The following is a 22,349-nucleotide window of genomic DNA, read 5'->3' as shown; positions in this document are numbered from 1 at the left end:
CTCAAGGGATATGGCGCTGCGGGTGGTCGTGGTAACGACCCGAGCGGTTGGTCCGCTGCGTGGGGGCTCCGGCCGCCGCATGGCCTCGCTGTGCGTCGCGTTAGCGGAGCAGGGGATCGACGTCACCGTCGTCGCGCTGGGCGCGAGCGGCACCGGGACGCGCTGGACCCGCCTCGCGCACGGCGTTCGACAGGTCGTGGTCGCGCGCAGCGACGAGCACGCCGCCACCGACGCGCGGGTCGCGGCGGAACTCGGCCGCCCGTGCGAGGAGCTGGTCGCCGTCGACGCGCTGAGCCTGACGCCGCGCTTCGGTGCGGTGCTGCGCGACGCGCTCCGCGCCGCCGACGTCGCGATCGTCAACGGCCCCGCGCTCGTCGAGTCGGTCGCGGCGTCGTGGGACGGTCCGTTCGTCTACGATGCGGCGGGCGCATCGTCGAGCGATCGAACGACCTACGGGCGAGCGCTGCACGCGCTCGAGCTGCGCGGCGTGCGGCGCGCCGGGCTCGTGCTCGCCGCGTCGGCGGACGAGGCGGATGTGCTCGCGGCGCACGGTGTGGTCGCGCGCGACGCGATCGTGGTCGTTCCGATACTGGTCGACCCGGCGGGATTTCGCAGCGTCGAGCGCGCCCCGCGCCGGCTGAAGCGACAGTCCTACGCCCGCGGACCCGTCGCGCTGTTCTACGCCGACGCCGACGCCGGCGCCGACGTCGGGGCGGCAGCCGAACGGCTCGCGTTCGCGGCCGCTGCACTCCCCGCGGTGCAGCTCATCGTCGGCGGTGAGGCGGCGCGCTCGTTGGCCGGCAGGGGCGTTCCGGCCGGCGTCACGCTGGTCGACGGCGACGACGAGGAGAGCTACCGTTGGATGCTCTCGACCGTCGACGTCGCGCTCTGCCCGCTGGCCGGAGAGACCGGAACCGTGCTCGACGCGGTCGCCGGCGGCGCAGCCGTGGTGGTCGCGCCGGCCGTGCTCGATACGCTCGGCGCGCTGCGCGCGAGCGTCGAGGTCGCGGCGCCCGACGGCTGGCCGGCCGCGATCGAGCGCGTCCTGGCGGCGCCGGACGCCGAGCTCGAAGCGCGCGTGCACGCATCGCAGCGCGCGCTCGCGAGCGTGCACGGGCGCGGGCCGATCGTCGGCGCCCTCGCCGGCTGTCTGCGCGAGCTGGTGGCCGTCGCCGGTCCAGGCTCGCGCGCGGCCGTGCCCCGCGTCGTGGTGGCGGCCGGCGCCGACTCCGGGCGCGCGATCGCACGCTACGGGGCACGGCAGGACGCGCTCGACGTCGTCGTGTGCAGCCGCACCGACGCGGTCCAAGAGGCCGACGAGCTCGTGGTGTCCGACGTCCTGGTGCGACGGGTGCCGCCGACGAGCGTCGAAACGGCGCGCGGTGCGGCGGGGTCGGATGTGCCGTGGCTCAACCCGGCGTTCACCGACGCGCTGGCGCACGCCTCGCTCGGTGCGGTGCTCGCGGTCAGCGTCGGCCCGTTCGCCCATCGCGCGCTGCGCGCGACCTGGCCTGGCCCGTTGGTCTACGACGCGCCGCAGGTGGCGTATCTCGCCGCGCTCGCGACGGCCGCGCCGGCGGCGTCGCTGCAGCGGGTGGCCGAGTCGGAGCGCGCGTGCGCGCGCGACGCCGCCGCGGTGCTGTGCGCGTGCGAGGAGGATGCGCAGCTGCTGGTCGCGCTCTACGATCTCGATCCCGCCCGCGTGACCGTGGTGCCGCCCGGCCTGGCGGGCGCGCCGCCGTATGCCTCCCGGGCGCAGCGCGAGGCCGCGAAGGCCGGTTCGACGTTAGCGGGCCGGACCGTCGCGGTGTGCGTGCTCGCCACGCCGGGCGACGCGTCGGCGCTGGCGCCGCTCGGCCGAATCGCGGCGCAGACGCCGCACGTCTTGTTCGTCGTCGTCGGGGCCGCGGCGCCGGCGGCGCGCACCGCGCTCGGCGCGGAGCTGCCCGGCAACGTGCAGTTCGCCGGCAACGACGCCGCCACGCTCGCGACCGTGTTCGCGATCGCCGACCTGGCCGTCCATCCGTCCGCCGCGCCGAGCGGTATCTCGTACGCGATCGCCGATTACGTCGGGGCGGGTCTGCCGCTGCTGTGCACGCCGCGCGCGGCGCGCGGTTGGGCAATCGCCGATCGCCTCGAGGCCGAGATCGCGGAGCCGGACGAACTGCCCGAGCGCCTGCGCCGCGTACTGGCCGAGCCGCTCGAAGCGGAGCTCGGGGCGGAGCGCTTGCGCGCGCGCTTGGCGCGGCGCGCGGGGCCGCTGGACGCGCGGGCCGTGCACGGACTGATCGGCGAACGCGCGATGGGGCTGGTGTCGGCGTGATGCCGGACGTGACGGTCGGCATCCCGGTCTACGACGCGGCGGGCACGCTGCGCGAGACGCTCGACGCGCTCTTGGCGCAGACGTACGAGGCGTTCGAGATCCTGGTCAGCGACAACGCCTCGACCGACCAGACGCCGGAGATCCTCGCCGAGTACGCCCGCCGCGACCCGCGCGTGCACGTCGTGCGCCAGCCGCACAACCGCGGCGCGATCGAGAATTTCCAGTACGTCCTGGCCCAGGCGCGCACGCCGCTGTTCACGTGGTTCGCGGCCGACGACCTGTGCGCGCCGACGTTCCTCGAACGCACGCGCGCGGCGCTCTTGGCGCACCCGAACGCCGTCATCGCCGCGGCCGACGTCTGCGCCGTCGACGAGCGCGGCGTGCCCAAGCGCATCATCGCGCAGCCGGACATGGTCGGCTTGACGTCCGAGCAGCGGATGCACGTCCACCTCGCGACCTTCGGCTGGTACGCGACGTACGGCGTCGCGCGGCGCGAGAAGCTGGTGGCGTGCGGCCCGTTCGGCAAAGCGTTCGGCGCCGACGTCGTCAAGACGGCGGAGTGGCTGCTGGCCGGCGACGTCGTGCGCGTCCCCGAACCGCTGTTCATCTTTCGTGAGCGCAGCGGCGGTAAGGACCCCGCGACCTATATCGCGCAGTTCGACCCGGGAACGACGACGCCGACCCGACCGCATACGGATATGCTGCGCGGCGTCGCCGCCGCGGTGCGCCGTGCCGCGCTCGGCGTGGCGGTGGAACGCGACGTGCTCGGAACGCTCGCGCGCACGGTCGCGTTCGAAAACAACGTGCTGTGCACCGTGATCCTGCGCGAGCACGGTCTGGTGCCCGGAGAAGTGGACGACCTCGCGCGGTTGCGGCTGCTCCGCACCGTCGTCGAGGCCGCGTGAAAGGGCTATGAAAGCGATCATCTTGGCGGGCGGGCTGGGTACGCGCATCAGCGAGGAGACCACCGTGCGTCCCAAGCCGATGGTCGAGATCGGCGGTCGGCCCATTCTGTGGCACATCATGAAAGGGTTCGCGCAGCAAGGCGTGACCGAGTTCGTGCTGTGCCTGGGCTACAAGGGGTTCGCGATCAAGGAGTACTTCCTCAACTTCTACGCGCACAACTCGGACGTCACCGTCGACCTCTCGAACAGCGACGTGACCGTCCATCGCACCGCCTCGGAGCCGTGGCGGGTGACGCTGGTCGATACCGGCGATACGACGATGACGGGCGGACGGCTCAAGCGCGTTCGCGACTACGTGGCCGGTGAGACGTTCTACGCGACCTACGGTGACGGCGTGTCGGACGTCGACCTGGGTGCGCTGCTCGCGCACCACCGGGCGGCCGGGGCATCGGCGACGTTGACGGCGGTCAAGCCGCCGGGCCGGTTCGGCGCGATCGAGATCCACGGGTCGCTGGTCGAGCGCTTCCGCGAGAAACCCGACGGTGACGGCGGCTGGATCAACGGCGGCTTCTTCGTGCTCGAGCCCGAGGTGTTCGACGTGATCGCCGGCGACGAGACGCACTTCGAGCGCGAGCCGCTCGAGCGGCTCGCGGCCGAAGGGCGGTTGGCCGCATACCGGCACGAAGGCTTCTGGCACCCGCTCGACACCGTGCGCGACAAGACGATCCTCGAAGAGCACTGGGCGAGCGGCGAGGCTCCGTGGCGGACCTGGTGAGCCGGACCGCGTTGTGGCGCGGCCGGCGCGTGCTGCTGACCGGCCACACCGGATTCAAGGGCGGCTGGCTCGCGCTCTGGCTGCACGAGCACGGCGCGCGGGTGACCGGACTGGCGTTGCCGGTGGCAACCGATCCGTCGGTGTTCGAACAGCTCGCGATCGGCCGCCGCGTCGACTCGCGCATCGGCGACGTGCGCGACCCCGCCACGGTTGCCGCCGCGTTCGCGGCGGCACGGCCCGAGATCGTGTTCCATCTCGCCGCGCAGCCGATCGTGCGTGCCTCGTACGACGATCCGCTCGGAACGTACACGACGAACGTCGTCGGCTCGCTGAACGTGCTCGAAGCGGCGCGCCGGGCCGGCGTGGGCGCCGTGGTAATGGTCACCACCGACAAGGTGTATCGCAACGACGGCGCCGGGCGCGCGTTTCGCGAAGACGATCCGCTGGGCGGGATCGACGCCTATTCCGCCAGCAAGGCGTGCGCCGAGCTCGTGACCGCATCGTACCGGGCGGCGTTCGGCGTGCCGGTCGTCGCGGCGCGGGCCGGCAACGTGATCGGCGGCGGCGACCGCAGCGCGGACCGGATCGTCCCCGACATCGTGCGCGCCTGGGAGCGCGGCGAGCCGGTCGTGCTGCGGAATCCGACCGCCGTGCGCCCCTGGCAGCACGTCGCCGACGCCTTGTCGGGCTACGTGCTGATCGCGGAGCGTCTGCTGGACGGAACGGGTGTCGCGTCGGGTGCGTACAACTTCGGACCGCCGCCCGGCGATCGTCGCAGCGTGGCCGACTTGGCCCGCGCGCTCATCGACGGCCTCGGCGGTGGCGTCGGAATCGAGATCGTGCCCCGCGCCGACGGGAAAGAAGAAGCGCCGACGCTGGCGCTCGACCCGGCGCTGGCCGAGCGCGAGCTCGGCTGGCGGCAGCGCTACGACGTCGCCGCGGCGGCCGCGGCGACGGCGGCGTGGTATCGCGCCGCCGGCGGCGGCCGCGACGACCTGACCGCGCTGACGCTCGAACAGCTCGGCGCGCTGGTGCCGCGGTGATCTTCGAGCCGCTCGCCGTCACGGGGGCGTTCCTGGCCCGTCTCGAGCCGGTCGCGGACGAGCGCGGCTTCTTCGCCCGCACGTGGTGCGCCGACGAGCTCGCGGGTGCCGGCATCGCGGTCGACTTCGTCCAGCAGTCGCTGGCGCGCAGCACGCGTCGCGGGACGTTGCGCGGAATGCACCTGCAAGTCGAACCGCACGCCGAGGCGAAGTTCGTGCGCTGCGTCGCCGGCGCGATCTTCGACGCGTTCGTCGATCTGCGGCCGGGATCGCCGACGTACTTGCAGGGTGTCGCGGTCGTGCTCGACGCGCTGCGCGGCGACGCCGTGTTCGTGCCGGCCGGTTGCGCGCACGGCTATCAAACGCTGGAGGATGAGACCGACGTGCTGTACGCGATGAGCAGCCGGTATGCCCCGCAGGCGGCCCGCTCGATCCGCTGGTCGGATCCCGCGCTCGGCATCGCCTGGCCGCTGGCCGATCCGATCGTTTCGCCGCGCGACGCCGCCGCGCCGAGCCTCGCGGAGTTCTTGCGTGCATAGCATCGCCGCCACGGCGCGCATCTCGCCCCTGTGCGATCTCGAGGACAGCGTGAAGGGGTCGCGCCTGGTCATCGGCGAGCACGTCATGATCGATGCGTTCGTCAAGGTCGTCTTCTCGGGCGGCCTCGGCGACGTCATCATCGGCGACTGGTGCTACGTCAACAGCGGCTGCGTGCTCTACTCCGGCAACGGGATCACGATGGGGCGGGACGTGCTGCTTGCGGCGAACTGCGTGCTGGCGCCGACCGATCACGAATACGGCGACCGCGAGGTTCCGGTGCGGCTGCAAGGGTTTCGCCCCAGCCGGGGCGGCATCACGATCGAGGACGACGTCTGGGTGGGTGCCGGCTCGGTACTGCTCGACGGTACGATCCTGCGCCGCGGTGCGGTCGTCGCGGCCGGCTCGGTCGTGCGCGGCGAAGTCCCGCCCTTCACGATCGTCGCCGGCAACCGCGCCGTCCCGGTCGGCGTCCGCGGCCAGGACGAAAGGACCCCGGCATGAGCCTCGACCGCCTCGACATCACGCTGAGCTTTCCGTTGGCGGACGGCCGCACGCTGGTGCGTGGGCCGTTGAGCTACAACACCGACGGGATGGCGACGCGCCATTCGGTCGAGTGGATGCACGATCCGCGCTTCGTGCGGGCGTACGAAGCGGCCGTTTCGAGCGGCCACCGCTTCGGCGCGAACCTGCACGTGGAGTGGCGCATCTACCTGCCGTGCTGGGCCGCGACACTGGCTAGCCGGCTCGAAGGCGACTTCGTGGAGTGCGGCGTCGACACCGGGATGGTATCCCGGGCAGTCTGCTCGTACGTCGGCTTCGAGCGGCTTTCGGATCGCCGCTTCTACCTGCTCGACACGTTCGCGGGGTTTCCGGCCGAGCAGCTCACCGACGCCGAGCGGGCCGCTGGCCTGGAAGAGTACTACGACGCGTACTACGGCGACACGTACGAGCTGGTGCGTCGCAATTTCGCGGCCTACCCGAACGTCGTGCTCGTGAAGGGACGTGTTCCCGAGACGCTGACGCAGGTTCGCTCGGAGAAGGTCGCCTACCTGATGATCGACATGAACGCCGTCGTGCCGGAACGAGCGGCGATCGAGTACTTCTGGGACAAGCTCGTGCCGGGCGCTCCGGTCGTGTTCGACGACTACGCGTACGTTCCGGGACACGAGGCGCAGCGCGCCGCGCTCGACGCGTTCGCGCGCGAGAAGGGATGCGTGATTCTCTCGATGCCGACCGGGCAGGCGCTGCTCTTGAAGCCGCCGGCATGAGCGCCGATACCGTGCGTGTGCGACCGACGATCAGCGTCGTCATCACATCGTACAACTACGAGCGTTTCTTGGGCCAGGCGATCGAGAGCGTCTTATCCCAGGAGTACCCGGCCCTGGAGCTCGTCGTGGTCGACAATGCGTCGACCGACGGCTCACGCGCGGTCATGGAGCGGTACGCGAGCGATCCGCGCGTCCGGCTGATCTTCAACGCCGAGAACGTCGGGCGCAACGCGAATCACAACATCGGCTGGCGCCACAGCGGCGGGGAGTACGTCGTCTTCCTTTCGGCTGACGATTTTCTGCTACCCGGGCACCTCGACGCGCTCGAGGACCTGGTGCACCGGTACCCCGGCGCCGACCTCACCTACGCGCGAGCGGTCGAGGTGGATGCCGAGGGGCGGCCGATTCGAGTCAACGAGCTGCTCGGCGTCATCGAGGTCGAGGAGTACGGCCCGGGCCGTAACGAGTTCGCCGACCTGCTCGCCAGCAGCAGCTCGATGTGGCTTCCGACGATGCTGCTGCGGCGTTCGTTCCTGGACGAGACGGGCGGCTTCGACGAATCCGTGAACGTCGCCGCGGACTTTGACCTGCAGCTGCGGCTCATCGCGATGGGCAAGAAGGTCGCGTTTCTCAACCGTGCGTTGGTGTGCATTCGGTTCCACGGGACGAATCCGTCCGGCGAGCATTTCATGCGGTCCGGCGACCTGGTGCGCGACTTCGCACGGATCTACGAGCGCGTGATCGCGGCGCACCCCGACCTGGTGCGCGAGCGGGAGTTCGCCATCACGGCGATGCTGCGGGGTTACCTGCGGAACGTCGCTCCCGAGCATCGTGCCGCCACCGCGCGCGATTGCGGTCCGGCCATCGCGCAGATCGGCGCACTGCTGCAAGCATCCGATGCGCGGCCGTTTCCGACCGAGCCGCTGGTGTCGGTCGTAATCCCGACCGCGGGCAAACGAATCGGAGAGCTGCTGACGGCGCTCGAGTCGGTGCGAGCGCAGACGTACGCGCACTGGGAAGCCGTCGTCGTCAACGACGGCGACGCCGACTTGAGCGCGGTCTTCGCGCGGTATGTCGGCGAACCGCGCTTGCGCTTCGTGCGAGCGATGGGTGGGGGCGGACCGGCGAGCGCGCGCAACGCCGCGCTTCGTTTGGCGGCCGGCACCGTGGTGGCCTATCTCGACGATGACGATCGGTTCGCGCCCACCCATTTGGCCACGCTCGTCACTCCGATCGTCGCGGGAGCCGACGTCGCGCTCGCAGACGTGAGCCTGCTCGTCGAAGCGCGCGAGAGCCACTTCTCGGGCCGGCTCGTGCCGCTCGCGAGCGTGGCGTGGCAGTATCCGACCGAGACGTGGGGCGCGGCGCTCGCGGTCGCGCCGTGCGTGCCGCTGGTGGCGGTCGCGCACCGGCGCAGCTTGGTCGACCGGTACGGGCCCTTTGCCGCTGGCTTGGCGATCGACGAAGGCTGGGACTTTTTGGCGCGCATCGCTCCCCAGACGCGGGCTGCCTTCACGCATGCCCGCACGGCGGAGCGGCACTGGCGGCCGGCCGTGTACGATCAGATCGAAGCCGGCCGTTTGCCGCATCTCGCGGCGTCCGTCGGCCTGGTCCACCAGCGCGCGGCCGGCGAGGACGGCCGGCTCGCGCCGGCACGCGCGGCCTATCTCGCCGCCCTCGCCGCATGCGTACCGTCGCTGCGCGAACCGACGCGTGTCTTGGACGGGACCGTGCAACTTGCCGGGCTGGCCATGAAACCGTGGTTGCAGCATGCCCCCGTGCTCGAGACGACGATGAGAGGATCGCAATACCCGTGACACCGCCCCGCTCGCCGAACGATCCCCGCAACCCCGACCTGCTGCGCGCCATGCGCGAGGATCGAGCGGTCGGCGACGCCCGCCACACCTTGATGGCGAAAGGGTTCGAGTACGGTTACCACCGCAACTTCGAATGGCTCGGCATCCCGATCATCCAGTGGCCGCAAGACGTGCTCGCGCTGGTCGAGATCCTCTGGGAAGTGAAGCCGACACTGGTGGTCGAGACCGGCGTCGCCTTCGGCGGCGCGCTCGTGCTGTACGCGTCGATCCTGCGGCTGGCCGGGATCGAGCCGCAGGTCGTCGGCGTCGAGCTCGCGATGCGCGATGCGAACCGCGCGCGGCTGAACGCTCACCCCCTCGCCGCCGGAATCACGATCCTCGACGGTTCGTCGACCGATCCGGCGATCGTCGCGCAGGTCGCGGCGCGTGCGCGAGACTCCGCCCGCACGCTGGTGATCCTCGACTCGCACCATACGCACGAGCACGTCGCCGAGGAGCTGGACCTCTACGCGCCCTTCGTGACGCCGGGCAGCTACCTGATCGTCTACGGTACCTCGGTCGCCGATCTGCCCGCAGACCTCGCGCTGAACCGCCCGTGGGGGCCCGAGCGCAATCCCGGCACGGCGCTGGCGGACTGGCTGCCGAAGCACCCCGAGTTCGCCGTGGCACGCGACGTCGACGATCGGCTCGTCCTGAGCGACGCCCCCGGCGGGTACCTGCGCCGCCTGCGGTGAGCACGCACGTCATCGTCGTCGGAGCGCGCGGCTTCGTCGGCGGCGCGATCGTCGCGGAAGCGCGCGCGCGTGGGCTCGCGGTACTCGAGCGGCGTACCGACGACGAAGCCGCCGGCGACGCCGACGCCGCGATCGTCTACGCCGGCGGCGTGGCGTCGGGCGCCGCACGCGATCCGCAGCTCGCGTTCCGCCGCCACGTCGGCGACGCCGTGCGCTGGGCCGCGGTGCCGCATCGTTCCTTCGTCTACCTCAGCTCGACGCGCGTCTACGACGGGGCCGACGCGACCCGGGAAGACGCGCGTGTCCGCGTGCTCCCGGGCGGGAGCGATCCCTACGTGAGTTCCAAGGTCGCCGGCGAGTGCGCGGTCCTGGCGGTCTCGCCGCGGGCGTTCGTCGCGCGCCTCTCGAACGTGGCCGGCCCGTCGGTGCGCAGCGAGCTGTTCCTCAGCGATATCCTGCGGCAGGCCGCGAGCGAGGGCATCGTGCGCGTACGCAGTGCGCTGACCTCGTCGAAGGATTACATCGACGTGCGGGACGTGGCCGCATGGACGGTCGATCTCGCGCTGACCGGCGGCCCGCGCATCCTCAACCTCGCGGCAGGCCGCAATCTCGCGCACGGCGAGCTGCTGGGCGTCCTCACCCGCATCGCACCGGTCAGCGTCGTCGTGGCCGACGCCTCGCCCGAGATCGTCGTCACCGCCATCGACGCCGGTTTGGTGCAAGCGACCTTCCCGCGCGCGCTGCGCGATCCGCTGGCAGAGCTGCCCGGTTACTTCAAGGCCTTCCAGGCGGCCCTGCCGCTCGCGATCGGAAAGTAGATCACGGTGCCCATCTCGCACGACGACCGGTTCATCTTCATCCACATCCCGAAGACCGCGGGGAGCTCGATCGTCGAGTCGCTCTTGACCGTCCGGCCGAATCTGGATTTCATGGCGCGCAACGCTTGGCCGCGGCTGTTCGCGCACCCGCGCGGCGCCGAGCTGTTCCGGCAACTTCGGGTCTTTTATCCGCTCAACCCGATGGCGTTGTTTCCTGAGCAGCACTATCCGGCACGCGTGCTGCGCGAGATGGTTCCGGCCGAGGTCTGGTCGAGCTACTTCAAGTTCACCTTCGTGCGCAACCCATGGGACTTCGTCGTCTCGAGCTATTTCTTTCTCAAGAAGACCTTCAGCGAGGATCCGCGCGTCGCGATGGAAGCGATCGACGTTGCGTACATCATGGCGTCGGTCGACTTCACGAATTTCGTGCGGGCGCGGAAATTCATGGCGAACAGCATCGGCCTGCTCCCGCACGTCACCGACCAGGGCGGCAACTTGCTGGTCGACTTCGTCGGCAAGGTGGAGAACATCGAGGCGGACCTCGCCGAGATCTGCCGCCGAGTCGGCCTGAACATCCCGCTCGAGCACCGCAACCGCTCCGAGCACGCGCAGTACCGCGAGTACTACACCGACGAGACCCGCGCGATCGTCGCTGCCGACTTCGCCCCGGAGATCGAACGCTTCGGGTACCGCTTCTGATGCCGGTCTCGCACGGCTACCAGTTCATCTTCATTCACATCCCGAAGACCGCGGGCAGCTCGATGCTGCAGGCTCTGCACACCGAAGACGCCGCGTGGGAGTTCCTCAACCAGAACGCGTGGCCGCGCTTCTTCGAGAGCCCGAACGGCGTCGAGATGTTCCGCGACATGCGCGGATTCTTTGCGCTCAACCAGATCTCGCATTTCATGGAGCAGCACCTGCCGGCGCGCATCCTGCGTCAGATGGTTCCGGCCGAGGTCTGGTCGAACTACTTCAAGTTCGCCTTCGTGCGCAATCCGTGGGACCTGGTCGTCTCGACGTACGTGTACTTCCACGAGATCTTCAAGCAGTATCCCGAGACGGCGAAGACGGCTGCGGACATCGCGTTCATCAGCACCAACGTCGACTTCTCGAACTACGTTCGGGCTCGGCCGTACTTCGCGAGTGAGCCGGGGTACCTGCCGTTCATCACCGACAAGCGCGGCGAGCTGATCGTCGACTTCGTGGGACGGGTCGAGACCGTCGACGCCGACATGGCCGAGATCGGGCGGCGGATCGGCCGCGAGATCGCGTTGCCCCATCTCAACCGGCTGCCCCGGGCCAACTATCGCGAGTACTACACGCCGCACACACGCGAGCTGGTGGCGCGGGAATTCGCCCGCGAGATCGAGATGTTCGGCTACGAGTTCTAGGCGGGTCGGCGTGCCACGAGCATGGCCCGTGCCGCCTCGGTCGCGGCGGCGAAGGCGTGACGCCGGTACGCGAAGCGCGGGTCGGCGTCGATCGGCGCGATGAGCATCGTCGCGTTGGCTTCGAAGACCACGAGGCGGCCGGTGGCGTCGAGGCCGAAGTCGACGCCGCCGTAATCCAGCCCAAGCGCGTCGACGACGCGTTCGAGCGCGGCGTACGCGCCGGCACCAATCGCCGCGCGCGGCGCGTCGAGGAACGCGCGTTCTTCCTCGCGATAGTGCTCGCTCTCGCCCATGGCCGCGCTGAAGTAGTGGACCTTCCAGCTGCGTGAAACGGCCAGGTGCAGCGGGTAGAGCGCGCCGTCGATCCCGAGCACGCGGTACTTGCGGTAGGTACCGTCGGCTGCCGCGGTGTCGACGAACTCCATCGCCAGCAGCGTGGGCCCCGGCAGTTGCGCGGCCGCGCCGGCCAGTGCGTCGGCGTTCTCGACCTGCACGAAGTACATCCCGGTGTGGAAGCCGGGCGCACGCAACAGCAACGGGAACGCGAAGCCCGCGGCTGCGAGCAGCTCGGCGCCGCCGGGGCCCGTGAGCTGCTGGTGCGCGAACGCGCGCACGCGCGGAGCGACGACTCCGTCGATCGTGGCCAGCCGCGCGGCGTTGGCGACGCGGGTCGTGGCGCGCACGCGGCCGGGCGCGTTCACGACGTGGCCGGCCAGATCGGCGATGATGCGGTCCGCGGCGTCCAGCGCGCGCCCGCTCCGCTCGGCGTCGCCGATCGCGTTGACGATCAGCGCGTCGTGCGGCAGCGGAATCGCAGGCGTGTAGCCCTCGGCGAAGATCTCGGCGCGCACGAAGCGCCGATCGTCGAGGATCGGCAGCAGCGGGACGTTGCCGCCGACCGCCGAGCTGACCAACAGGATGCGCGTCACGCCCGGGGCATGCCAGTTCGGGCCCGCGGTGACGCCGCGCGCATAGCCGCGCTGCCAATGGGGGCGTGCCGCCTCCGCGTCGCCGGCACGCTCACCAAGCACCGCGAGGCCAAGGTGCGCGACCGTCAGGTCGGGATCGACCTGCAGCGCGCGCTCGTAGGCAGTTCGCGCGGCCGCCGGTTCGTCGAGGTCGACCAGGACGTTGGCGAGCAGCGCCCACACGTCGGCGCGCTCGGAGTGGAGCGAAGCGGCCTCGAGGAGCACCGAGCGCGCAAACGCCAGGTTCCGCTCGGCGACGAACAACCCGGCCAGCGGCAGCATCGCGTCGAGCGTCCCCGGTGCATCGCGCAGGAGGCGCGCATAGGCGGCGATGGCGTCGGCGCGTCGTCCGTTTTCGGCGCAGGCACGCGCGGCTGCGAGCTGCGCCGGGATATCGAGCTGCACGTTGCGGCTTTGATTACCAATATTGCTAGGACGGACCTGGAAACGTCGCTTTCGGCAAAGGCCAGCCTTGCCGGGGCCGAAGGCGGTATCGTTATGAAGCCGTCAGCACGGGTGCGCGCGTCGTGGTTGGCCGGTACCCTCGGTCTTTTTGCCCTGGCTGCGGCGTGTTCCCCCGGCGGCCACACGGGGGCCGGCAAAGCCGTGCCCGACGATGCGCGTCGACACGCAGCGGCGATCGCCTCGGCCGTCCCCGGCAGCACGTACGACGCAGCGGTACTCGCGCTTGGACCGTATGCGTACTACCGGCTCGACGAGACGAGCGGGACGGTCGCGTACGACGCGTCCGGCAACAACCTCAACGGAACCTATGAAGGCACGGCCGGTACGAACTACCTGCTGGCAGAGAACCCGGTGGCGCCGGGATTGCCGTGGTCGGTGAAGACCACGTCGAGCGCGCTGAGCGCTCCGCGCATCGCGCTGGCGTGGATGCCGCTGGGCATGTCGGGCGGGACGTGGGAGAGCGACTTCACCGTCGCCGCATGGGTTCTTCCGGGCGCAACGGCGCAGACCGCGTCATTCGTCGAGGTCAACGACTTCTGGCTGGGCGAGTCGGGCACGACCCCGGTGATGCAAGACTATCCGAGCGCGACCGTCACCGCGCCCTCGGCGACGTTCTCCGACGGCGGCATCCACTTCGTCGCGATGACCGTGCACAACGGCGGCTCGGGCTGCTTGGACCAGCTCTACGTCGACGGCGCGCTCGCCGGCAGCACGCAAGAGACGAGCTGCGGAACCGGCGTGATCCGATATGCGAATTCGAACGCCGGTGTCAGCGGTCGCGTCTCCTATCAAGCCGGTTACGACCCGCTCGCGGGTGAGATCGGCGGGGTCGCGATCTTCGCGAGCGCACTGACGGCCTCGCAGATCGCAGGCTTGTACGGCGCCGGGCCGCCGACGCCGACGCCGACGCCCACGCCGGCACCGACTCCGCCGGCCGGCATCGGCTACGACGCCGCGGTGCAGTTCTTGCAGCCGTATGCGTACTATCGTCTCGACGAGACGACCGGAACCATCGCCTATGACTCGTCCGGCAACGGTCGCAACGGCACCTACAAGGGCAAGAGCGGAACGAACTACCTGCTCGGTCAGACCAGCATCGTGCCGGGTTTGAGCGATTCGTTCGAGAGCTTCGCGGCGCTCCCCAGTCCGGCCGCACCACGCGTCGCGCTGCCGACCATGCCGCTTGCGAAACAAAGCAGCGGCGCGTGGGCCAGTGATTTCTCGGTGGCGCTCTGGGCGAAGCCCAATGGCGCGCAGATCGCGGAGTTCGGTGAGATCAACGACTACTACATCGGCGTGTGGAAGAACGGTTCCACCGCGGGGACGCAGCCGTTCATCGGGCTCTACCCCACCAACAATTGGACCTCCACGGCCACGACGTTCGCGGACGGAAACGCGCACTTCATCGCCGAGACCGTGCACTACACCGGCGCCGCCGGGTGCCAAATGTATCTCTACGTCGACGGCGTGCAGACGTTGAGCGAACTCGAACCCTGCGGCGGCAGCAACGACATCATGTACGCCAGCGACGCCTCGATCAGCGGCCGCGTGTCGTATTCGGCCGGCGGCGCGGGCCTGGCGGGCGAGATCGGCGGTTACGCGATTTTCGCCAGCGCCCTCACCGCCGCGCAGGTGGCGGCGCTCTATCAGCCGACCGCACCCGGCACGCCCATTCCGGCCCCCACGCCGACAGCCAGCCCCTCGCCGACGCCGGCTCCGCCGGGACCGCTGAACGTCACGATGCTCGGCCAGACCTGGAACGTCGTCGCCGGCAGCCCCGTGACCCAGAGCGTCAACCTCGACGTGACCGCTCAGATCGCCCCGCTCGGCACGATCAACGCGGACGAGAGCAACGGCACGTTCACGATCCTCGGCAATACCTGCTACCTGCCCGGCACAGCGGACAACGGGTATGGTACCGGGCCGGCCTACATGCCGATCGAGTACTTCACCCCCGGCGTGAATCCGCCGTACCAGGCCGCGCAGTGGGACATCGACGCCCTCGGCGACGCGAACGCCGGCGGTGCCTTGAGCTGCGAGTTCCAACTCCAGGGCTCGGGCGGTGAGCTCTTCACGATGGTCGGCACCTACTAGCCGCCCCCTCCCGGACAAAAGCAAGCGAGCGTCCTGCCGAGCGGCCTCGGACCCATTGGGCCCGGGGGCGCCTTCGTGCTATACTCGAGCGGTTGCGCCCCGGGCCCTCGGCTCGCGGCGACCATTTCACCGGCCCGGAGCGGCCGGGGTGCATGCGCCCACCACGGGACCACGGACGGTCGACGCGGGCTCAGAAAGGACCCTATCCCATCATGGCCTCAGGCGTTACCATGCGCGCTCTTCTGGAGGCGGGCGTCCACTTCGGACACCAGACCCGCCGCTGGAATCCGAAGATGAAGCCGTACATCTTCCAAGAGCGGAACGGTATCTACATCATCGACCTCGGCAAGACGCTGACGATGCTCAACCACGTCTACGACGCGGTCAAGCAGCTCTCGCGCGAAGGTCGCGTCATTCTCTTCGTCGGCACCAAGAAGCAGGCCCAGGACGTGGTCAAGGAAGAGGCGGAGCGCGCCGGCACCTTCTTCGTCAACCAGCGCTGGCTGGGCGGCACGCTCACCAACTTCGCGACGATTCAGAAGCGCATCTCGCGCCTGCGCGAGCTCGAGGGGATGCGCCAGCAAGGCACCTTCGATCTGCTCCCCAAGAAAGAAGTCGCGCGGCTGACCGACGAGCTTGAGAAGCTCGAGAAGTTCCTGGGCGGCATCAAGGACATGCACCGTCTGCCGGACGCGATCTTCATCGTCGACCCGAAGAAGGAGCGCATCGCCGTCGCCGAGGCGCGTAAGCTGCACATCCCGATCATCGCCGTCATCGACACCAACTGCGATCCCGACGAGATCGACTACGCGGTGCCGGGCAACGACGACGCGATCCGCAGCGTTCGCCTGATGGTCTCGACGCTCGCCAACGCGATCATCGAAGGCAAGACCGAGACCGAGTCTTCCTACGACGCCGCCGAGTACGACCAGCAGTACGCCGAAGAAGCGGCGCCCGAGCCCGTCGAGGCCGGCGTCTGACGACCACCGACCACCGCAAGCTGCCGAAGAGAAACACGTGAATACCGCATACAAGCCGACCGCCGACGAGATCAAGCGCCTGCGCGAGGAGACGGGCGCCGGGATGTCCGACGTCCGCAACGCCCTGCTGTGGGCCGAGGGCGATCAGGACAAGGCCAAGGCCCGCCTGGGCGAGCTCGGACAGTCGAAGGCCGAGAAGAAGGCCGCCGAGCGCACCGCCAACGAGGGTCTGGTGGGCTCGTACATCCACTCCGGCGGGAAGATCGGCGTGCTGGTCGAGATCAACTGCGAGACCGACTTCGTCGCCCGCAACGAGCGCTTCAAGGAGCTCGTGCGCGACGTTGCGATGCACATCGCGGCGATGTCGCCGGCCTACCTGGATCGGGACTCGGTGCCCTCCGACGTGCTGGCCGAAGTCAAGCTCGAGCTCGAGAAGACCGTGCCGCCCGGCAAGCCGGCGAACGTGGTCGAAAAGATCCTCGAAGGCAAGCTCAACAAGTGGTACGAGGACCACACGCTGCTCGAGCAGCCGTTCGTGAAGGACGACGCGCAGACCATCGGCGAGCTGGTCAAGTCGGTCAGCGGCGTGCTCGGCGAGAAGATCGCCGTGCGCCGCTACGCCAAGTTCGGGCTGGGCGAGGACTAGCATCTGCAACGCCCGGCGTACGATCGCGTCCTGCTGAAACTGTCGGGCGAGGCGTTCGCCGGGAGCGGCAACTCCGTCGACGTCGACACGACGGTCGCCATGGCGCGCGAAGTCGCGGCCGTGCACGCCGAAGGCGTCTCGGTCGCGGTCGTCGTCGGCGGCGGCAATATCTGGCGCGGCAAGATGCACGAAGCCGCCGGGATGGATCGCGCCACCGCCGACTACATGGGGATGCTGGCGACGGTCATCAACGCGCTGGCGCTGCAAGACGCGCTCGAGCGGATCGGCGTCCCCAGCCGCGTGCAGACCGCGATCGCGATGAACGCGATCGCCGAGCCGTACATCCGCCGCCGCGCGCTGCGGCACTTGGAGAAGGGCCGCGTCGTCATCTTCGCGGCCGGCACCGGCAACCCGTACTTCACCACCGACACGACCGCCGCGCTGCGCGCGGTCGAAGTCGGGGCGAGCGCGATCCTCAAGGCCACCAAGGTCGACGGCGTCTACAGCGCCGATCCGTTCAAGGACCCCTCGGCGACGCGCTTCGTCCAGCTCGATTACCTGCGCGTGCTCGAGCTGGGTCTGGAAGTCATGGACTCGACCGCGCTGACGCTGTGTATGGACAACGCGCTGCCGATCATCGTGTTCGACATGAACGTGCCCGGCAACATCCGCCGCGTCGTGATGGGCGAGGCGATCGGGACGACCGTCGGACGGAGTGTCGGGCGCGCCGCCGCCGAAGGAGTGACGCATGCTTGACGACGTCTACCGCGACACGGAAGCGAAGATGAACAAGGCGCTCGAGGCGACGCGCGCCGATTTCGCCTCGATCCGCACCGGTCGTGCCGCGCCCGCGCTGCTGGACCGCTTGCAGGTCGAAGCCTACGGTTCGGCCGTGCCGCTCAAACAGGTGGCCAGCATCAACTCGCCCGACGGGCGTTCGCTGCTGGTGACCGCGTTCGACAAGAGCACCATCGGGGCGATCCGCAAGGCGATCGAGACCAGCGACTTGGGCCTCAACCCGAACGTCGACGGCGCCTCGATCCGCCTCTCGTTTCCGCCGCTGACCGAAGACCGCCGCAAAGAGCTGGTCAAGCTGGTCAAAAAGAAGGCCGAAGAGCACAAGGTCGCGGTGCGCAACGTGCGCCACAAGGCGATCGACGACGTCAAGGCGCTGGCCAAGGACGGAACGATCACCGACGATCAGATCAAACGCGGTCAGGACCAGGTCCAGAAGCTGACCGACAAGTTCACCAAACAGATCGACGAGCTGGTCACCGGCAAAGAAAAAGAGATCATGGAAGTATAGTGGCTTCCGACTGCGTCGGAAGCCGTCGCGTTCGGCCTGCGGCCGATCCGCCGTCGCGTTCGGCCTGCGGCCGATCCGCCGTCGCCGTTCGGCCGCGGCCGATCCGCCGATGAAATGACCCCATGAACCTCGAATCACTCACGATGCTCCCGTGGACGCAGGCTCGCGCTGCGCTCGGAGATCACCCCCTTCGCCTCCGGGTCGTGGCCCCGCCGTATCCGGCGCTGGGCCTGGGGGTGCTCCGTCTGCTGCGGGTACGCCCGCTGACGGGGGCGCACGACGGCGCCTTCGAGCTCGCGGTCGGCTACGACGGGTACGAACGTCTCTGATGCCCGCGCTCTTGCGGCCGCCGCGCGGCGTGACCCTCGACCCCAGCCGGCTCCCAGCGCACGTCGCGATCATCATGGACGGCAACCGCCGCTGGGCGCGCCGCCGCCGGCTTCCCGTCATCGAGGGCCACCGGCGCGGCATCATCGCGTTGCGCGAGGTCACGCGCGCGGCCAGCGACTGGGGCATCCCGATGCTGACCGTGTACGGCTTTTCGACCGAGAACTGGAAGCGCGAGGCGACCGAGATCTCATTGCTGCTCGACCTGAGCGTGTACTTCGCGCAAACGGAGCTGGCGGAGCTCTCGCGTAACGGCGTGCGGGTCAATTTGATCGGCCGCTGGGAGCAGTTCCCCCGCGCCTCGCGTGACGCGCTCGAGAAGCTGGCCGCGGCGACGGCCGGCAACACCGGGCTGGTGCTCAACCTGGCGGTCAACTACAGCGCGCGCAGCGAGCTGCGCGACGCGGTGCGCCGGATGATGGACGACGTGCGCGCCGGCCGGCTGGCGCCCGAGGGGATCGAAGAAGAGACGCTGGCGAGCTATCTGACCACCGCCGGGATGCCGGACCCCGACTTGGTTATCCGGCCCGGCGGCGAGTCGCGGCTCTCGAACTTCTTGCTCTACCAAGTCGCGCACGCGGAGCTGGTCCTGCGCGAGACGTACTGGCCCGACTTCGACCGCGACCGCTTCGCCGAGGCGATCGCCGAGTTCCAGCGCCGGCGGGCCGCATCGTGACGACCACGACCACGACCGCGCCGGCCGCGACCACAGCCAACGAACCGCGCCGTTCGGGCGGGATCGGCGCGCGGCGCATCCTGATCGGGCTGCTGCTCGCGGCCGTCGGCTTCGCGTGCGTCGCCTGGTCGCCGGCGTTCACCGTGCTGGTGCTGCTGATCGCGACCGGTTGTCTGTACGAGTTCGCCGGGTTGTCCGCCCGCAAGGGCGCGCAGCTCGAGCTGCCGGTCGCGATGGCCGCGACGTGGGCGTACGTCGTGCTGACGCACTTCGGGCTCATTCATCGTTACGAGGGGATTCTGCTCGGCGCGACGATCGTCGTCGCGCTCGGCGTCGCGACCTTCACCGCCGACTCCGGCTACCTCGCGCGCAGCGCGTTCACGCTGCTCGGCGTGCTCTACGTCGGCAAGCTGATCACGTACTTCATCGCCATTCGCGCGCTGCACGACGGGATCGTGTGGACGTCGTGGATCATCGTGATCATCGCCTTCACCGACATCTTCGCGATGCTGGTCGGCAGCGCGATCGGCCGTCACCAACTCACCCGCCTCTCGCCGAAGAAGACCGTCGAGGGCGCGCTGGGCGGCTTCGTCGCGGCGCTGGCGGCGGGTGCGGCGATCGTGCTCGTGCCGTGGGTGCACGTCTCCTGGTGGCAGGGGATGATTGTCGCGGCGATCACCTCGATCGCGGCGCAAGCCGGCGACCTGGTCGAGAGCGCCCTCAAGCGCGACGCCAAGGTCAAGGACGCGGGCTCGCTGATCGCCGGCCACGGCGGCGTCCTGGACCGCTTCGATTCCTACCTGTTCGGCGGGATCGCGTTCTACTTCGCGTTGTATCTCATCGGCGTGATCTCGCAGTACCGTTGGGACAATTCATGACCGGCTCGCGCAAGCGCGTCGCCATTCTCGGCTCGACGGGGAGCATCGGGCGGCAGGCGCTGGACGTGATCGAACGGCACCCCGAGCGCTTCGAGGTGGTCGGGCTGGCGGCGGGGCGCAACGCCGAGCTGCTGGCGCAGCAGGCTGCCCGGCATGGCCCGCGGATCGCCACCACCGCGGGCGACGGGCCGGACGGGTTGATGGCGGTCGCGACGCGCACCGGCGCCGACGTCGTGCTGGCCGCCACCGACGGCGCGGTCGCCTTCGAAGCCGTCTTCGCGGCGGTCGATCGGGGCACCGACGTCGCGCTGGCCAACAAGGAGCTGATCGTCGCCGCCGGCCATTTGCTGGTCGAGCACGCGGCGCGCAGCGGGGCCAAGCTGCTGCCGGTGGACAGCGAGCACTCGGCGATCTTCCAGTGCCTGCAGGGCGCGCGGCCCGAGCGGGTCGCCGCGATCGTGCTGACCGCCTCCGGCGGCCCGTTCTGGACGCGCAGCCGCGCGGAGATGGCCGACGCGACGGTGGCCGACGCGCTGGCCCACCCGACCTGGCAGATGGGTGTCAAGAACACCATCGACTCCGCGACGATGATGAACAAGGGGCTCGAAGTCATCGAAGCCTCGCAGCTGTTCGGAGTCCCCGGCGAGCGCGTCCAGGTCCTGGTGCACCGCACCTCGGTCGCCCACGGCTTCGTCGTCTTCACCGACGGCAACGTGCTGGGCCAGCTGGCCGCGCCGGACATGCGGCTACCGATCGGCTACGCCCTGGCCTATCCGGACCGGCTCGCCGACCGTCCCTTCGCGGACGCGCTGGCGGCGCTGGGCGGCGAGCGCGGGATGCCGGCCACGACGCTGGCCTTCGAACGGCCCGACCTCGAACGGTTCCCGTGCCTGGGACTGGCCTACGAGGCGCTGCGCCGCGGCGGGACCGCGCCGGCGGTCGTCTCGGCCGCCAACGAGGTGGCGGTCGCCGCGTTCGTCGCGGGGACGTTACGCTTCGGTGAGATCGCCCCGTGCATCGAAACCGCGCTCGAACGGGTCGACTATGAAGACTTGAGTCTGGCAGCGGTGCGCGTCGCAGACCGCTCGGCTCGCGAAGCGGCGCGAGCGTTCGTGGACGCGCGGGCGGCCGGAACCGTACGGAGCTCATGACCCTCGAACGCCTGGTCGTCTACCTGCTGATGCTCTCTGTGCTCGTGGTGCTCCACGAATACGGCCACTTCTTGGTCGCCCGCCGTTCCGGCGTGAAGGTCACCGACTTCGCGGTCGGGATGGGGCCGACGCTGGCCAAGTGGACCTCGCCGCGCAGTGGGACCAACTACCGCTTCAACCTGCTCCCCATCGGCGGCTACTGCCAGATGAAGGGCGAGGACGGCAAGACCAACGAGGCCGAGCAGCAGCGCGAGTTCCGCACCGGCGTCAAGCACGATCCCGACAACTTCCAGGCCAAGACGCCGTTGACGCGCCTGGGGATCGTGCTGGCCGGGCCGATCGCCAACTTCATCGTCGCGCTGGTGCTGCTGTTCGGCGGCGCGCTCGCGTTCGGGATTCCGGCCGAAGCGCCGACGACGACGATCTACGAGCTGGTCCCGCACCTGCCGGCCGCCAACGCCGGCCTGCAAGCCGGCGACAAGATCGTCTCGATCGACGGCAAGCCGATGACCGACGGAACCGTGCTGGTGCGAACGATCCACGGCGCGCTCGGCAAGCCACTGCGCGTCGTCTATCAGCGCAACGGCGTCGACCACGCGCTCACGCTCACGCCGGTCGGCATGGCGGCGGATCCGAAGAACGGGCACCTGGGCTTCACGCCGCTGCCCACCACGCAGCGGGTCGGCATCGCCGAGGCGCTCAGCTACAGCTGGCGCGAGTTCGCCTTCGTGTGGTCGGCGACGCTCGGCGCGCTGGGCGGTCTGATCGTCCACCCCGCGTCGGTCATCGGCCAAGTGCAAGGCCCGATCGGGATGGCGCGCGCGGCCAGTCAGGCACAGGAGTTCGGCCCGTTCTTCTTCGTCGCGATCGCGGCGATGATCTCGACCTCGCTGGGCATCTTCAACTTGTTGCCGATCCCGGCACTCGACGGCGGTCGCGGTGCGTTCATCGTGGTAGAGATGCTGCGCGGCAAACCGGTCGACCCCGAGAAGGAGGCGCTGGTGCACTTCGGCGGCATCGCGGTCCTGATCGTGCTGATGCTGCTGGTCTCGTTCCACGACATCGCCTCGGCCCTGGCGGGCCAAACGGCGTTCTAACGCCAGGGAAGGTCGAACAGCCCGTGTTTCTCGTAGAGATTACCGTGATGGACCGAGCGCAGAAGAATCGTCCCCGCTTCGACACGT

Annotated in this window: 22 protein-coding genes; 21 read left to right on the top strand and 1 reads right to left on the bottom strand. The window is 69.7% G+C overall.

The features are described from left to right. The first annotated feature begins 28 nt into the window (after positions 1-28). The 12 genes from VMD91_01595 to VMD91_01540 are packed head-to-tail and all read left to right on the top strand — an operon-like array spanning position 29 to position 11,614. Positions 29-2,323 (top strand): glycosyltransferase, encoded by a 2,295-nt coding sequence (locus VMD91_01595; GenBank protein ID HTW82743.1) that lies wholly within the window; start codon positions 29-31, stop codon positions 2,321-2,323. After that, complete coding sequence (locus VMD91_01590) at positions 2,323-3,228, top strand: glycosyltransferase family 2 protein (GenBank protein ID HTW82742.1); 906 nt, start codon at positions 2,323-2,325, stop codon at positions 3,226-3,228. Before VMD91_01595 ends, VMD91_01590 begins: the two co-directional genes overlap by 1 nt. 7 nt (positions 3,229-3,235) lie before the next feature. After that, a complete protein-coding gene (rfbF, locus tag VMD91_01585; protein ID HTW82741.1) occupies positions 3,236-4,003 on the top strand; it encodes a glucose-1-phosphate cytidylyltransferase in 768 nt (255 codons plus the stop codon). Beyond that, the gene (gene rfbG, locus VMD91_01580; GenBank protein ID HTW82740.1) at positions 3,988-5,046 is read left to right on the top strand and encodes a CDP-glucose 4,6-dehydratase; all 1,059 of its coding nucleotides are present in this window, start codon (positions 3,988-3,990) and stop codon (positions 5,044-5,046) included. Before rfbF ends, rfbG begins: the two co-directional genes overlap by 16 nt. Continuing rightward, positions 5,043-5,585, top strand: coding sequence for a dTDP-4-dehydrorhamnose 3,5-epimerase family protein (locus tag VMD91_01575; GenBank protein ID HTW82739.1), 543 nt, complete (start codon positions 5,043-5,045; stop codon positions 5,583-5,585). The genes rfbG and VMD91_01575 overlap by 4 nt, the downstream gene beginning before the upstream one ends. Then, positions 5,578-6,087 carry an acyltransferase gene (locus VMD91_01570; protein HTW82738.1) on the top strand — a complete coding sequence of 170 codons (510 nt, stop codon included), beginning with the start codon at positions 5,578-5,580 and terminating at the stop codon, positions 6,085-6,087. The genes VMD91_01575 and VMD91_01570 overlap by 8 nt, the downstream gene beginning before the upstream one ends. Then, entirely contained in the window at positions 6,084-6,854 is a 771-nt protein-coding gene (locus VMD91_01565; GenBank protein HTW82737.1) for a TylF/MycF/NovP-related O-methyltransferase, read from the top strand. The genes VMD91_01570 and VMD91_01565 overlap by 4 nt, the downstream gene beginning before the upstream one ends. After that, a complete protein-coding gene (locus VMD91_01560) occupies positions 6,851-8,671 on the top strand; it encodes a glycosyltransferase (GenBank protein ID HTW82736.1) in 1,821 nt (606 codons plus the stop codon). Before VMD91_01565 ends, VMD91_01560 begins: the two co-directional genes overlap by 4 nt. Next, positions 8,668-9,405 carry a CmcI family methyltransferase gene (locus VMD91_01555; GenBank protein ID HTW82735.1) on the top strand — a complete coding sequence of 246 codons (738 nt, stop codon included), beginning with the start codon at positions 8,668-8,670 and terminating at the stop codon, positions 9,403-9,405. The genes VMD91_01560 and VMD91_01555 overlap by 4 nt, the downstream gene beginning before the upstream one ends. Beyond that, positions 9,402-10,223, top strand: coding sequence for an NAD-dependent epimerase/dehydratase family protein (locus VMD91_01550; protein ID HTW82734.1), 822 nt, complete (start codon positions 9,402-9,404; stop codon positions 10,221-10,223). The genes VMD91_01555 and VMD91_01550 overlap by 4 nt, the downstream gene beginning before the upstream one ends. Before the next feature lie 6 nt (positions 10,224-10,229). Further along, positions 10,230-10,922: a sulfotransferase family 2 domain-containing protein gene (locus VMD91_01545; GenBank protein ID HTW82733.1), complete on the top strand. Its 693-nt coding sequence runs from the start codon at positions 10,230-10,232 to the stop codon at positions 10,920-10,922. Beyond that, positions 10,922-11,614, top strand: a complete 693-nt coding sequence (locus VMD91_01540) for a sulfotransferase family 2 domain-containing protein (protein HTW82732.1) — start codon at positions 10,922-10,924, stop codon at positions 11,612-11,614. Before VMD91_01545 ends, VMD91_01540 begins: the two co-directional genes overlap by 1 nt. Here the strand turns inward: VMD91_01540 and VMD91_01535 are convergent. After that, positions 11,611-12,987: a tetratricopeptide repeat protein gene (locus VMD91_01535; protein ID HTW82731.1), complete on the bottom strand. Its 1,377-nt coding sequence runs from the start codon at positions 12,985-12,987 to the stop codon at positions 11,611-11,613. The genes VMD91_01540 and VMD91_01535 overlap by 4 nt on opposite strands. Before the next feature lie 201 nt (positions 12,988-13,188). On the opposite strand from VMD91_01535, the gene VMD91_01530 reads away from it, so the two are divergent. The 9 genes from VMD91_01530 (at position 13,189) to VMD91_01490 (ending at position 22,262) form a co-directional block, all read left to right on the top strand. After that, entirely contained in the window at positions 13,189-15,141 is a 1,953-nt protein-coding gene (locus VMD91_01530; protein HTW82730.1) for a LamG-like jellyroll fold domain-containing protein, read from the top strand. Between the two features lie 230 nt (positions 15,142-15,371). Beyond that, entirely contained in the window at positions 15,372-16,121 is a 750-nt protein-coding gene (rpsB, locus tag VMD91_01525) for a 30S ribosomal protein S2 (protein ID HTW82729.1), read from the top strand. A gap of 37 nt (positions 16,122-16,158) precedes the next feature. Continuing rightward, the gene (locus VMD91_01520) at positions 16,159-16,767 is read left to right on the top strand and encodes a translation elongation factor Ts (GenBank protein ID HTW82728.1); all 609 of its coding nucleotides are present in this window, start codon (positions 16,159-16,161) and stop codon (positions 16,765-16,767) included. A 3-nt stretch (positions 16,768-16,770) separates the two neighbouring features. After that, positions 16,771-17,523, top strand: a complete 753-nt coding sequence (gene pyrH, locus VMD91_01515) for a UMP kinase (GenBank protein ID HTW82727.1) — start codon at positions 16,771-16,773, stop codon at positions 17,521-17,523. Further along, on the top strand, positions 17,516-18,073 hold the full coding sequence (gene frr, locus VMD91_01510) for a ribosome recycling factor (protein ID HTW82726.1): 558 nt from the start codon (positions 17,516-17,518) through the stop codon (positions 18,071-18,073). The genes pyrH and frr overlap by 8 nt, the downstream gene beginning before the upstream one ends. 328 nt (positions 18,074-18,401) lie before the next feature. Continuing rightward, positions 18,402-19,136, top strand: a complete 735-nt coding sequence (gene uppS / locus VMD91_01505; GenBank protein ID HTW82725.1) for a polyprenyl diphosphate synthase — start codon at positions 18,402-18,404, stop codon at positions 19,134-19,136. Continuing rightward, a complete protein-coding gene (locus VMD91_01500) occupies positions 19,133-20,014 on the top strand; it encodes a phosphatidate cytidylyltransferase (GenBank protein HTW82724.1) in 882 nt (293 codons plus the stop codon). Before uppS ends, VMD91_01500 begins: the two co-directional genes overlap by 4 nt. Beyond that, a complete protein-coding gene (dxr, locus tag VMD91_01495) occupies positions 20,011-21,165 on the top strand; it encodes a 1-deoxy-D-xylulose-5-phosphate reductoisomerase (protein HTW82723.1) in 1,155 nt (384 codons plus the stop codon). Before VMD91_01500 ends, dxr begins: the two co-directional genes overlap by 4 nt. Further along, entirely contained in the window at positions 21,162-22,262 is a 1,101-nt protein-coding gene (locus VMD91_01490) for a M50 family metallopeptidase (protein HTW82722.1), read from the top strand. The genes dxr and VMD91_01490 overlap by 4 nt, the downstream gene beginning before the upstream one ends. Positions 22,263-22,349: the final 87 nt, after the last annotated feature.

The organism is Candidatus Sulfotelmatobacter sp., assembly GCA_035504415.1.
GTDB lineage: Bacteria > Vulcanimicrobiota > Vulcanimicrobiia > Vulcanimicrobiales > Vulcanimicrobiaceae > Vulcanimicrobium.
This window is presented reverse-complemented; position numbering and strand designations above follow the sequence as displayed.